Annotated in this window: 11 protein-coding genes; 5 read left to right on the top strand and 6 right to left on the bottom strand. The window is 58.1% G+C overall.

Features of this window, described 5'->3' with window-relative positions; all coding sequences use genetic code 11:
* From BM110_RS25720 to BM110_RS25730, 3 genes are all read right to left on the bottom strand, one after another.
* A partial coding sequence (locus tag BM110_RS25720) for a DUF6531 domain-containing protein (protein ID WP_256575462.1) occupies positions 1–1,735 on the bottom strand: 1,735 nt, incomplete at its 3' end.
* A 198-nt stretch (positions 1,736–1,933) separates the two neighbouring features.
* On the bottom strand, positions 1,934–3,415 hold the full coding sequence (locus tag BM110_RS25725) for a methyl-accepting chemotaxis protein (RefSeq protein ID WP_058427988.1): 1,482 nt from the start codon (positions 3,413–3,415) through the stop codon (positions 1,934–1,936).
* 96 nt (positions 3,416–3,511) lie between these two features.
* A complete protein-coding gene (locus BM110_RS25730) occupies positions 3,512–4,318 on the bottom strand; it encodes a TatD family hydrolase (RefSeq protein ID WP_071488541.1) in 807 nt (268 codons plus the stop codon).
* A 236-nt stretch (positions 4,319–4,554) separates the two neighbouring features.
* On the opposite strand from BM110_RS25730, the gene BM110_RS25735 reads away from it, so the two are divergent.
* From BM110_RS25735 to BM110_RS25745, 3 genes are all read left to right on the top strand, one after another.
* Complete coding sequence (locus tag BM110_RS25735; RefSeq protein ID WP_093514405.1) at positions 4,555–5,976, top strand: MltF family protein; 1,422 nt, start codon at positions 4,555–4,557, stop codon at positions 5,974–5,976.
* 102 nt (positions 5,977–6,078) lie between these two features.
* Complete coding sequence (locus tag BM110_RS25740; protein ID WP_071488540.1) at positions 6,079–6,513, top strand: DoxX family protein; 435 nt, start codon at positions 6,079–6,081, stop codon at positions 6,511–6,513.
* A 250-nt stretch (positions 6,514–6,763) separates the two neighbouring features.
* Positions 6,764–7,072 carry a hypothetical protein gene (locus tag BM110_RS25745; RefSeq protein ID WP_092247660.1) on the top strand — a complete coding sequence of 103 codons (309 nt, stop codon included), beginning with the start codon at positions 6,764–6,766 and terminating at the stop codon, positions 7,070–7,072.
* Between the two features lie 4 nt (positions 7,073–7,076).
* Here the strand turns inward: BM110_RS25745 and BM110_RS25750 are convergent, their stop codons facing one another.
* Genes BM110_RS25750 through BM110_RS25760 form a run of 3 tightly spaced genes read right to left on the bottom strand, consistent with a single transcriptional unit; the run spans position 7,077 to position 10,468 of the window.
* Positions 7,077–8,804: a Gldg family protein gene (locus BM110_RS25750; protein ID WP_093514406.1), complete on the bottom strand. Its 1,728-nt coding sequence runs from the start codon at positions 8,802–8,804 to the stop codon at positions 7,077–7,079.
* A 15-nt stretch (positions 8,805–8,819) separates the two neighbouring features.
* Positions 8,820–9,545 carry an ABC transporter permease gene (locus tag BM110_RS25755; RefSeq protein ID WP_093123348.1) on the bottom strand — a complete coding sequence of 242 codons (726 nt, stop codon included), beginning with the start codon at positions 9,543–9,545 and terminating at the stop codon, positions 8,820–8,822.
* Complete coding sequence (locus tag BM110_RS25760) at positions 9,542–10,468, bottom strand: ATP-binding cassette domain-containing protein (RefSeq protein ID WP_093123345.1); 927 nt, start codon at positions 10,466–10,468, stop codon at positions 9,542–9,544. The genes BM110_RS25755 and BM110_RS25760 overlap by 4 nt, the downstream gene beginning before the upstream one ends.
* Positions 10,469–10,685: 217 nt before the next feature.
* Between BM110_RS25760 and BM110_RS25765 the strand changes: the two genes are divergently transcribed.
* Together BM110_RS25765 and greB are read left to right on the top strand one after the other, a co-directional pair.
* Positions 10,686–11,672, top strand: coding sequence for a hypothetical protein (locus tag BM110_RS25765; RefSeq protein WP_092247672.1), 987 nt, complete (start codon positions 10,686–10,688; stop codon positions 11,670–11,672).
* A gap of 113 nt (positions 11,673–11,785) precedes the next feature.
* Entirely contained in the window at positions 11,786–12,259 is a 474-nt protein-coding gene (greB, locus tag BM110_RS25770) for a transcription elongation factor GreB (RefSeq protein WP_092248076.1), read from the top strand.
* Positions 12,260–12,262 lie beyond the last annotated feature (3 nt).

A 12,262-nucleotide genomic window follows, 5' to 3' on the forward strand; every position in this document is an offset into this window, starting at 1 on the left:
CATAGCGCAACCACAACGAGCGCCCGACACCGTTATCCACCCGCTCAACACGCCCCAGAAAATCCCGGGTAATGCGCAGGCGGTTGTCATACGCGTCGCTGATTGCTGTCAGCACACCGTCGCGGAAGTGGTAGAAACGTGACGCTTGGGCCAGCACCAGTTCATCAGGCACAGAACCCAAATAGATCGCCGCTTCGGCCAGGCTGTTGGTGATTGCGGGGCGAAAAGTCGACGGCAAGGGCAGGGTGGTGGAGCGGTTTTCATGATCGGTCCACACCACCGCATCACCCACAACCACCAGCCGATGCGCCAGCGAGTGACTCCAGCCAAACCCCAGCCCGACATCCACTTCCACCGCACTGGTGCGATACAACCGCGTCCACTCAAACGGCAAGATCCCGTCCAGCGTCCCATCGGTGAGGCTCAGGAGTTCCTCGCCGGTGACCATCGACACCGGGCACCCATTGGTCGCGGTCTTGTCCGAAGATGCCGCCGCATCCCCATTCGGGTTGCGAGCAGAAACCGGCACGTCATCCACGGTCTCCTGCCGCACCAACGCGGTTCGCTGGGACTTGCTGCGCACCACCGGCACCGCGTTGGAGACCACCTGATCCCCAGCCTTCAACGGCGCATTCGGAATCACCCGGACCGGCGTCGCGGAGCTACCCAGCAGCAACGGCCTGGCCGCCTCGACATGCGCCTCCAACCGAGGCCCGACCAACTGGTCCGCCAGCATTTGCAGCCATCTACGCACGCGTTCGGACTTGATGTGCCCCAGCACCTGCATACCCAAACGAAGCTGAACCCCCATGCCCCGCGTGGCCCAGATCAGAAACAGATTGATCAGCACCTCGCCGGTCATCTCGCCCAGCAGCTCGTACATCTGCGGCGGCGGCAGCATGCGTACCCAGGCAACCAGGGCCGACAGATAGATAAACATCAGCGGCTCATCGCTGAGCACGAGCAGGCCCTGGGCAATGGTGTCCCTGCCCAGTTTCAACAGTTCATCCAGTTCGGCCTGGGTGACGTACTGCAGCAGTTTCTGGCTATTGCTCTTGAGGTCCGCCAGCAGGTCGTACAGTTGTGTGAAGTTGTCCCATAGGTTGTAGAGCGCCTTGGCCATGCCGCTGGAAAACGCCATGCCTTGCATCGCACTGCGTTCCAAGGATATGGCGTTGGCAAAGTCGCTCCATTGTGGCTTGAAAGTCTTCGCCCACTCATCACGCAGGCCCATTTCCAGCCCCGCGATCACCGACTGATAAGACGCATACAGCGCCTTGATGTGATCCTTGGAAACGTCGGGATAAAAGGTGATCTGGTAGCGCTGATCGCGGGTGCAGTCGCTGACTTCAAGAATGCCGCTGGGGTCGATGGTGTGATGGATCGGCGGGCCCATCGGGCTGCCGTCCGCAGCAATGGCCTGCAGCATCACCGGCGTATTGCCGATAGGCACGAATTGCGTGCTCTCGAACATATGCACCAGGGTCAACGAACCCTGGGCCTTGCAGGTGGCAACCGTGCGATTCGGTTTCTTGGAGGACGCCGGAGCGACGAGGGAAACCTCGTCGCCGACCTTGAACACCTGCTCGACTTCCAGCGCCGAGCCGCTCCAGAAGCTTTCGGCCCACTCGTCAAACGTGTTGAGGCATTCACGCAAGTCACGCAGGACGCCTTCAACGTCCGGCGCCTTGGCATCCATGGGCGCCAGGATGAACCGGGCAATAACTGGAGTCATGAGGCAGCCCCATTGAGTGGGGCACGGCTGGAGAAGTGCATCGGCGGTCCCTCGCGCTGATTGAACAGGCGAGAGACTTTGAAGAGGTTGCCAGGGAAAAGAAGTCGGCGTTATTCGCCGGGAGGGTTAGGACGTTTCGCCAAAACCTCGGGCAAACCGAGGCTTTGTTGTAGGTATGGGATTACGGGTTGAACAGTCCTACAGCTTCAACTGCCCAATCGCCTTGCTCAGTTCACCGGCCAAGGTTGCCAGTTCATTACTGGTCGTCGCCGAATCCACGGTTTGCTGCACGGTGTTCTCGGTCACATCCCGAATGCTCACCACCGCACGGTTCATCTCTTCGGCGACGTGGCTTTGCTGCTCGGCAGCGACGGCGATCTGGGTGTTGCTTTCACGCATCTGCGCCACGGCACTGGTGATTTCGGCGAGGGCCGCGCCGGCTTCCTGGGCTTGCTGCACGCAGTCGTCAGCCTTGAACGAGCTTTCCTGCATGAAGTCCACCGCGTCGCGGGTGCCGGCCTGCAGCGCCGAGACCATGCGGGTGATTTCGTCGGTGGAGCTTTGTACGCGTTTGGCCAGGTTGCGCACTTCGTCGGCAACCACGGCAAAACCCCGGCCCATTTCCCCGGCGCGGGCGGCTTCGATGGCGGCGTTGAGGGCGAGCAGGTTGGTTTGCTCGGCGATGCTATGGATCACGCTGACCACGCCATTGATTTTCTGACTGTCCTCGGCGAGCTTCTGGATCATCTCGGCGGTCTGCTGCACGCCCGTGGAGAGGCCGGCAATCGAGCGTTGTACGCGGGTGACCACTTCCTGGCCGCTGCCCGCCAGGGTGTCGGCGGTCTGGGACAGGTCGCGGGTGGCGCCGGCGTGCTGGGCGATGTGGTAGACGGTGGCGGTCATTTCGTTGATGGCAGTGGCGGCCTGGTCGGTTTCGCTTTGCTGGCCGAGCATGCCGTGCTGCACGTCGTTCATGCTGCTGGCCAACCGTGCGGCGCCATCGTCGAGTTGCTGGGCCGTGCGTGCCACGGTGTTGACGACGCGCTGGTAGCCCGCTTGCATGGCGTTGAAGGCGCTGGCCATCTGGCCAACTTCATCCTTGCAGGCCAACGGCACGCGGGCCGACAGGTCGCCGGTTTTCTCTACGTGCAGCATCACGTCTTTCAGGGTGTTGAGTTGGCTGAGCAGGAAGCGGATCAGCAGTTGCGAGGCGCCGAGCATCGCCAGCATCAGGATCAAGACCGCCACTGCATAGTTGGCGAAGCGTTCTTCGAACACCTGGCTCAGGCTTGGCGCGTAGGCAAGCACGGCGACGTATTGACCGTCAGGGCGGGCGATGACTTCGGCACCCATCAGCGGGTTTTCGCCGAACCACGGCATGTGATTGAGTTCGACCCAGCCCAGGTTGCTGCCAAGGGCTGACAGATCCTGCTCCGCCAGTTGTGGGACCTGGCCGCGCTTGAACGTCAGCCAGTGCTCGCCCTTGGGCAAAGCTTCGCCAGTCGGCCACGCATTGAACAAGTGTGCCTGCGCCTGTGCCGAAGCCCGGGATGCATCGCTGCGGGACTGTTGCTCAAGCTGCACGGCATAGAGCACCAGCAGCAGGGTGGTAATGAAGGCGACCGCATTGACGGCCCAGAATTTGTACTTCAGCGAGATATTGCTAAGCCAGGCACCCATGGAAGGTTTTCTCTGATAGCGGAAACAGCATTGGCAAGGTGCCATTATTGTGCCGCTATCCAGGAAAACGGTTTTGACATGGGTCAATGCGCCGCATCAATCCACGGCAGGCAGCCCAAAAAAGCGACGGGCGCAGGCCGTGCTGTGGCGTGCCAGATCTTCCACGCTCTCGTTGCGGTGCAGGGCGACTTCGCGCAGAACTTCGGGTAGATACGCGGGCTCGTTGCGACCGTTTTTCGGCTTCGGACGCAAGGTGCGCGGTAGCAGGTAGGGCGCGTCGCTTTCCAGCATCAGGCGGCCACGGGGAATTTCCCTGACCAGGGGGTGCAGGTGTGTCCCACGGCGTTCGTCACAAATCCAGCCGGTGATGCCGATGTGCAAGTCGAGGTCGAGGTAGCTGAACAGCGCCTGTTGTTCGCCCGTGAAGCAGTGCACCACGGCGGCGGTGAGGTGGTCGCGGTAGTCCTTGAGGATATCCAACAGGCGCTGGTTGGCATCACGTTCGTGGAGGAATACCGGCAGTTTCAGCTCGATGGCCAGCACCAGGTGTTCTTCGAGGACTTTTTCCTGCTGCGGACGCGGTGAAAAATCCCGGTTGAAATCCAGCCCGCATTCTCCGACTGCGCGTACGCGGTTTTCTTTCAGCAACCCGCGCAAACGTGATGCGCTATCGCCGTTCCAGTCACTGGCGGAGTGGGGGTGGATACCCGCCGTGCTGAACAGGCGTTGGCTGCTTTCATCGAGTTTTTCGCACAGCGCCAGGGCCTGTTCGCTGCCCTCGATGCTGGTGCCGGTGAGTACTAATTGTTGCACGCCGGCAGCATAGGCACGCTCGAGCACGGCCTGGTGCTTCTCGTCGAAACTGGGGTTGGTCAGGTTGACGCCGATATCAATGAGTTGCATGGTGCTATCTCCGCCTGCGGCCGGAAAGCATATCAGAGCTGTAGATTTATAAGAAAAACGAAGAACTACAACGAGTTATAGCTGTCTTTGAACGTCGCAAGCGACATTGTGGTTGGCTCGCCGCCTTTCATCATGCCGCCGTTGCGTACCTTGCCAGCGCATAAAGCGCTCTGTTTCTGACCCCCACCGCCTCGTTTTTCGCGAGGGCGTTGGCCAGTATTCTTTCCGGAGAGCGGATGATCCGACCCTCGGCGTTGCTTATGTTGTGCCTGACGATGCTGCTGCCCATGGCGGCGGTTGCGCGTCTTGACGGGCCGCTGGAAGTGACCAAGCCCGGCAAGGTACGTGATTTGGCGGAGATTCGTTCAAGCCGCACGTTGCGCGTATTGGTCAACCAGAGCCGTAACAGCTCCGGTGAGGTGCAAGGCCAGGCCATCGGTGTTGAATACCATCGCCTGCGCGCCTTCGAGCAGTACCTCAATGGCCATGCCCGTGATGGCCAGGAGATCAACCTCAAGATCATTCCCAAGGCCAAGGACCAGTTGCTTGGCGCACTGGCCCGTGGCGAAGGTGATTTGGTGGCGCCCGGTGAACTGCTCGATGTAAAAGCGGGGCACAAGATCAGCACCAGCGACCCGATTGCCAGCGATGTGCCGTTGTGGCTGGTGGGGGTTAAGGGCGAGCGACGGTTTACCAAGTTGGAACAATTGTCCGGCCGCACCCTGGCGCTGACCACCGGTAGCGCCGCGGCGGATGCCATCAACCAGGTCAATCAAAAGCTCGCGCTGCACAAGCAGCCGCCGGTGAAAGTGGAGTGGGTGGACCCGACCCTTGCCGTGGAGGATGTGCTGGAGATGGTGCAGGCCGGTATTTTCCACCTGACTATTGTCGAAAAGCCGATTGCCGAGCGCTGGTCGAAGATCCTGCCCAAGTTGCGTTTCGATAAGCAGGTGGCGATCAGCGAGCCGGGCGACGAATACTGGTTCGTGCGCCAGGATGCCTCGATGCTGCGGGCCAGCATTGATCGATTCCTCAAGACCTATCGAACCCCGTCCGATCAGGATGTGGCATTCCAGCGTATCTACCGTCGCCTTTACCAAGTGCGCAACCCATTGGCCCGCGTCGACCGACAGCGCCTGGAAAAACTGCGCCCGGTCTTGCAGAAACACGCCCGCGAGCAGGGCATGGACTGGTTGAACCTCGCCGCACTGGCCTTCAAGGAATCGGCGCTTGACCCTGGCGCGCGCAACAGCGGCGGCCCTACCGGCTTGATGCAGATCACGCCATCGGCGGCGCAACGCGTGGGGGTCAACAACATCGAAAGGCTCGACAGCAACGTGCAGGCCGGCGCGCGGTACCTGGCAATGATCCGTCGCAAGTTCTTCGCCAGCCCCAAGCTCAACGAGCGCGAGCGCATGGCCTTTGTGCTGGCGGCTTACAACATGGGGCCGGAGCGGGTGCAGGGCATGCGTACTGAAGCCAAGCGGCGGGGGCTCAACCCCAACCAGTGGTTTTTCCAGGTTGAACGCATTGCCATGGAGCAGGTAGGGATGGGCGGCGTCAGCTATGTTAATAGCGTCAACAAGTATTTCTTGGCGTTCGATCGGGAGCGGGAGTCCCTGGAACCGCCAGCGCCGAAAATCGCTTCACGGAAGTAATCGATTTTATCGATATTAATCAGGCATTTTTTCGGCTTTTATCATTGTTTTAACTGATTAATATAGCGGCCAACCAACCCTACTTTGAAAAGGATCTGCACCATGAGCCCACTGATCAACCGTATTCTCTCCACTCGCGCCGGTTACGGCCTGACTATCCTGCGCATTGTGGTAGGCATCATCTTCGCCGCCCACGGTTCGCAAAAGCTCTTTGGCTGGTTTGGCGGCTACGGTCTGGCGGGCACTGCCCAGTGGATGGAAAGCATCGGCCTGGCGCCGGGTACGCTGATGGCGCTGCTGTCGGGCGGTACCGAGTTCTTTGCCGGCCTGGCGTTGATCATCGGCCTGCTGGTTCGCCCTGCGGCATTGGGCCTGACTTTCCTGTCGCTGGTGGCGATCTTCTCGGTGCACATCCATAACGGCCTGTTCATGGCCAACAACGGTTATGAGTTCGCCCTGGCCCTGCTCGGCGGCTCACTGGCGGTACTGCTGGAGGGTGCTGGCAAACTGTCCGCAGACCGCGCCATCGCCCACTGATTGCGCTGCAACACCTTGAATCGGCCCGCCCTGTGCGGGCCTTTTCGTTGCTCGGGATTCTTGACACCGCCCCACCGGCTTCTCTAGGATGCCGCTCATGCGCCGATTTAAACAGCTAATTGCGGGGCGCCATGGGTGATCGTCATCGGTCCCGACAGAAGCGTGTTCCATGCTTCGAAATTCCGCTAAAGCGCTGGTTCGGTGTTGCCTCTCACCTGCCCGCAGACTTTTGAGGCAGAGACACGACACGATGAATGCATTACGCCCCCTGATACGCCTGGCCCCGATCACTGCGGACCTCACTCAACGCAACCCGAAAATTCTTCTTGGCGGCAAGCACCAGCCCACGCTATTGCGTTACCTGGATGGTTGGCCGCGTCGCACTGGCCGACCTTCGGCGTTCCTGATCCAGTTTGTCGAAGATGGCGACTCACTTGCGCGTTTTGCCAGCAACAGCTTTGACCTTGCGGTTATCCAGGCTCCAAGCGCCGACAATGCCACCGAAGTCATCCGCCAGTTGACCCGTATTGCACGACAGGGACTGATAGCCCGTCGCTGAACATTCAGTGAATCATGCCGCCGGCTTGCAACCGGCGTCGGCGCTCTCCAAGAAAGACCATCCAGGCGATCAGGCATAACGTCAGCGGCATGGCAAAGATCGCCACCAGCGTTATCGCCAACTCCAGACGACGCACTTGGGCGTAGGCTTCGCGCTGCAGGGTATTCAGCTCCATGGGTAGGCGCAGTCGTTCCTTGTTGAGTGCTTGCAGCTGGGTATTGGTCTCCACTGCCTGGGTGCCGAGGGTGGTTGTCCATGGGCTCAGCCGTTGCCATTCCTGCTCTGTTCGTTGCAAGCGTCGCTCCAGTTCGCTGGCTTTCGAACGATAGGCCTGTCTTGCGACCTCGCGCATACCCTCCAGCACCGTCGGCATGTCCTGCGTTGCCCTTGGGCGAATCGCGACGAGCATGTCGGGGGCGGACAGGTTATCCAGTGTATTCAGAACAAACAGCGCGTTGCCATCGGGCGCCGCGTCGCTGACCTTATCGGTGAGCATGTCGGTGTCAGCGATGACCACAACATGAATCTGCGCGGCTGTTTGCAACCCGGGCGGCAGGCCCTTGATACCACCGGAAAAGACTGAGTAGCTCGGCCCTTCGATGCGTGCAGCAATGACATGGCGCCGTTCTCGGCTCGAAGCCTCTTCAATCACGGAATCGGACTTTGTTGCGCGAGGGGATTGGTTGGCCTCCAACAGCACGGATTGCTCGGAACTTTGCAGGATCGGGGTGAAGGTTGTGCGGCTTTTGTTCAACTGCACCAGCGCCCCACTACTCGATACTGTCACCCTGTTGAGGTTCCAGGTGCTGATGTCGTTCAGGTTCATTGCCTGTCGTGGCAAGTTCAGCCTGACTCGATTGGGCATATCTGGCGTCTCCCAGGGCGTGTAGAGAGAGTCGACCACCAGCTTGTCCGTCGGCATCCGGATACCCCAGGCGGCAAGCACCTCGTCCAGTCGGCTATTGGCTGGGAATGGGGTTGAGCGTTGTTCGCTCAACGGGTCGATGAACATCATCAATCTACCGCCCCTCAAGACAAATTGCTCAATCCCATACAAGGTCCGTTCCGGCAGTATCCGTGGCTGTACAACCATCAGCGTTTTGATGTGTTCGGGGATTAGAGCGACATTCGGCTCCAGAGCGACCAGTTCGAATTCTCGCCGCACCGCCTGCAGGAGCCGACCTGCGGATTCGTCCATCGGCAGCCCCGACAGCAGCCCAACAACCGGTCGCTCCGGGTGCTGCAACTTGTAGAGCAGGTGGCTTATTTCATATTCGAGCAAGGGCTCGCGCTCGAGGCTGAAAGAACCGATACGGCGCACGCCATGACCGGGGCTCGTGCTGATGAGACCGAGAAACCCTGTGTTCTCGTCGAGCCCTGACAGCCGTGCCTTATAGGCGTCTTCCGAATAGGGAGCGGGTTCAATCACGTGCAGGTTGATCATGCCCCGAGCCTTCTTTTCGTACTCCTTGAGCAGGTCCTCAATACGTTTGCCATAGCGTTTCACGGCGTAGCTTCGTTTCGGGTCGTTATTTGAATTGAAGTAATACATGTCCACCGGGCTTTCGAGCGTTGCGAGCAGTGGATATACGGGGGGCGATAAAGTGTGGATTTTTTGTTGAGAAAGATCCCAGCGTATATCAGGAAGTTTACCTATCCACACCAGGTTGAAAGCCAGGAAAAGCAAAAAGGTGACGCAAAGCGTCATACCGGTGCGCAGAATGGACCGCATTAAGGGGTTCCCTTCTCATCTGTGTTTGTAGTTGAGTGTGACTGTCGTCGCGGTGAGAAAGGCGAGGATCATGCTAATAAAATAGAGTATGTTGCGCAGTGTGAGTTTTCCATCATCGATACTGCTGAATCGCCAGGTAGGGCTGAGGGATGTCAGGCTGTCGATCAGCCATATAGGGGTGTGGTGTTCAAGTGAGTCCAGTACATAAGAAAGGCCACTTGTTGTCAGTAACAAGCCCAGTGTCAATACGAAAATAACAGTGCGGTGATGGACCAGTGCGCAAATAAAACAGCCTGCGGATAAGTAACTGCCTGCCAGCAACCAACTCGCCAGAAATTGCGAGGCAATGACACCGTTGTCGGCGTTGCCCAGATAGTTCGCAATGATCACCAGGGGGAACATCAGAAACAGGGCGGTGCTGGCCACCAGCCAGGCGGCCAGGAATTTTCCGACAACCCATTCCAACGTCGTGATGGGCAGGGTTTTCATCAGGCTGAAAAAACCTGCGTTGGTTTCATCGGACCAAAGTTGAGTGGTCAGGGCGGGAATCAGCAATAAGTAAAGCGAAGGGTGGAACCGGAAAAATACCTGTAAGTCACTGCCGTTTTGTTCCCGCCACGGACTTACGTACAACCCTAATGTCACTGACAGTATGAGGAAAATGGCAATGTTGAGGTAAGTGCTGGGGTAGCGCGCATAGCTGGTGAGTTGACGCCTCAGAATGATGGGCAATAGTCTCAATGGGACGCCTCTTTGGTCAGGTGGTGGACCACATCATTCAGGCGACCTGGCTCCAGGTTCAGTGAGGTGATTTTCCAGCGCCGGCTGGCAATCAGCGTGTTGATATGGGGATAGATGGTGTGTCCGGGCATGGCGAGAACCGTCACTGTGCCGGGCGCGTTTCGATGCTCTTCGATGCCTGCCACACCTGGAAGGACAGCCAGTGCCAACAGGTCCAGTGGCGTCTCGGCGGTAAGGGTGACTGCCTGGAAGTGACGCGAGTCGCGCTGTAGATCGGGCAGTGGCGTATCGGCCACCAGGCGACCGTTGGCAATTACCAGGGCGCGTGTACACAGTTCGGACAACTCTTCGCAGTGACGCGAGGCAATGATGACCGTCATTTCTTGCGTCAATGATTGGATAAGTGCCTTGAATGCGTGCTTCTGATCCTGCGCGAGTCCTTCGGTGGGTTCGTCCAGCAGTAACAGGGCAGGGCCATGCAGGATGGCCTGGGCAATCGCGACTTTGCGTTTCCAGGCGATAGAAAGGAGGTCGAGGGGGGCATCGAGCACCGGAAACAACTCCAGTCGTGCGACGGACTGTTCCAGGCGGTCACGTTTTTCGGTACCGCGAAAGCCACGAATGGCAGCAATGAAATCCAGGAACGCCTTGACCGACATCGTTGGATGGCCGAGGTCGTTGGACAGTTGATAGCCGACCAGTTGCCTGGCTTCGAGCGGGTGGGTTTGTGTGTTGAAGCCCTGAATATTTATATGACCGCTGGACGGCTGTGTCGAACCGGCAATGACATCGAGCAGGACTGTTTTGGCCGTGTGATCCTGTCCGAACAACCCAAGGCATTCCTGTTGACCGGCACTGAATGAAAAGTCGCTGACAACAGTATTGTTACCCATGTGTTTTGTCAGATTGCTTATTTCGATCATTGTTTTACCGAATAAGTTTGGTATGACGTAGGGAGGTTGAAAAAAGGGTACGGGTTGCTCGCGGTTTTGGGAACGTCGGTCAGCATTAATAAGACAAGTCCTACGTGCAGGGCGGGCGGACCACTGAAACAATGTGTCGTGTTTTGGAGTGTCTAATTTTTGATTGTTTATTTTTTGTTTATATAAGCTTTCTTTCCGAATATTGAGGCCTGATTGCATGATGCTGCTACGTACCCTTGTTCTTGAACGCAATGGTCAAGATGCTCCGGTTAACGGTGCACTGCTCTGTGGGTTTGCTGTCGGTCAGACGGCCTCAAACTTCCTTGTGTATAGCCTGGATGAAGAGATAGAGCCTGGAAGTTCCAGGGTCTATATCGCGGCCTTGCGTAAGAAACTTGATCGTTATTTCCTGGGAAGCGTTGAATCCAAGGAAGACCTGCAGGTGGCATTGCATGTTTTCAAGCAAATACTGACATTAGCCGCTTCGGGCGTTAAACCCGGTAGTGTTACCGAAACCCAAGTGCCTTATCATTTTGTCGATTTGAAAGGTTGCAAGTTGCCACCGGCCAGGCCTGAGGATCATCATTCGGTGATCATCAAGAAAGCGCTGGTGATGAAAGTGATCACCCTGGGCATGTCTGCGCCGACGTTGCCAGCGATCGAAAGTGCTTCAGTGATTGTGCCGTCCATTCGGTTTTCGTCACAAATGATCTCTCCTCCCAAGAGCGCGAGCCCACCCGAGTCGGTCCGCCCTCCGCTGCATGAACAACCGGTTGAGGAGCCCCGGCAGGCACCCTTGAGCACGCCAGTGGACATGGCGCAGGCCGCACCTGCCATTCCACGTGAGCCTGATGCGCCGGTGCCAACGAAGTTCATGTCTTCAGGCGACAACAGTACATTGTTCGAAGTCGATAGCACGCTGACCAACCTTGCCCGTGTCGCTCAAGAGTTGACCCAGCAAAAACTCGCTGCAATCGAGCGGGAGACTGCACTTGAGCAGTGGCAGGCGCGGCTGCAACAGGAACAAAACCAACTGGATGAGAAGGTTCGAGAGCTGGAACAGCGCACCACTCAACTGCATGATCAGTCGCTTGCCGTCAGCCAGAGGACCGAAGCCTTGAAGGTGATGACGTCACAGGTGTCGGGCTTGCGGCAAAGCCTGCGGGGCATGTTGCTGGAGCTGGATCGCACGCTGGACAGCTAGACCGGCCTGGCTACTTTCACCGGTTCATTTATCATCAACGCCAGCCAGCCGAACCCAGGGCATGAAACCCAGGCGTATCGGCACCTATGGACATTGCCTGGGGATGCAAGCGTTTGAGTACCAAGCTGATTACCAAAGAAGGCCATGAAGCGCTGAAAAAGGAGCTGGATTACCTGTGGCGCGAAAAGCGCCCGGACACCACGCGCAAAGTGACGTGGGCGGCTTCGCTGGGGGATCGCAGCGAAAACGCCGACTACCAGTACAACAAGAAACTGTTGCGTGAGATTGATCGGCGTGTGCGCTACCTGCGCAAACGCCTGGAAGACATGCGCGTGGTGGAGTACATGCCTGAGCAGGAGGGCAAGGTGTTTTTCGGCGCCTGGGTGGATATTGAAAACGAGCAGGGTGAAACCAAGCGTTTTCGTATTGTCGGTTATGACGAGATTTATGACCGGATGGACTACATCTCCATCGATTCGCCCATGGCCCGTGCGCTGTTGCGCAAGGAGGTGGATGACGAGGCTATCGTGCAGACCCCAAGCGGTGAGGTGTGCTGGTGGATCACCGGGATCGAATATGTGAAGTGAGCA

Source organism: Pseudomonas sp. NFPP28 (assembly GCF_900115535.1).
GTDB lineage: Bacteria > Pseudomonadota > Gammaproteobacteria > Pseudomonadales > Pseudomonadaceae > Aquipseudomonas > Aquipseudomonas extremorientalis.

What these genes read in the sequence shown, in the direction of transcription:
- BM110_RS25745 (WP_092247660.1), top strand. Translation starts at nt 6,764, where the DNA reads ATGAATGCATTACGCCCCCTGATACGCCTGGCCCCGATCACTGCGGAC.
- BM110_RS25750 (WP_093514406.1), bottom strand. Translation starts at nt 8,804, where the DNA reads ATGCGGTCCATTCTGCGCACCGGTATGACGCTTTGCGTCACCTTTTTG.
- BM110_RS25725 (WP_058427988.1), bottom strand. Translation starts at nt 3,415, where the DNA reads ATGGGTGCCTGGCTTAGCAATATCTCGCTGAAGTACAAATTCTGGGCC.
- BM110_RS25740 (WP_071488540.1), top strand. Translation starts at nt 6,079, where the DNA reads ATGAGCCCACTGATCAACCGTATTCTCTCCACTCGCGCCGGTTACGGC.
- BM110_RS25765 (WP_092247672.1), top strand. Translation starts at nt 10,686, where the DNA reads ATGATGCTGCTACGTACCCTTGTTCTTGAACGCAATGGTCAAGATGCT.
- BM110_RS25730 (WP_071488541.1), bottom strand. Translation starts at nt 4,318, where the DNA reads ATGCAACTCATTGATATCGGCGTCAACCTGACCAACCCCAGTTTCGAC.
- BM110_RS25760 (WP_093123345.1), bottom strand. Translation starts at nt 10,468, where the DNA reads ATGATCGAAATAAGCAATCTGACAAAACACATGGGTAACAATACTGTT.
- BM110_RS25735 (WP_093514405.1), top strand. Translation starts at nt 4,555, where the DNA reads ATGATCCGACCCTCGGCGTTGCTTATGTTGTGCCTGACGATGCTGCTG.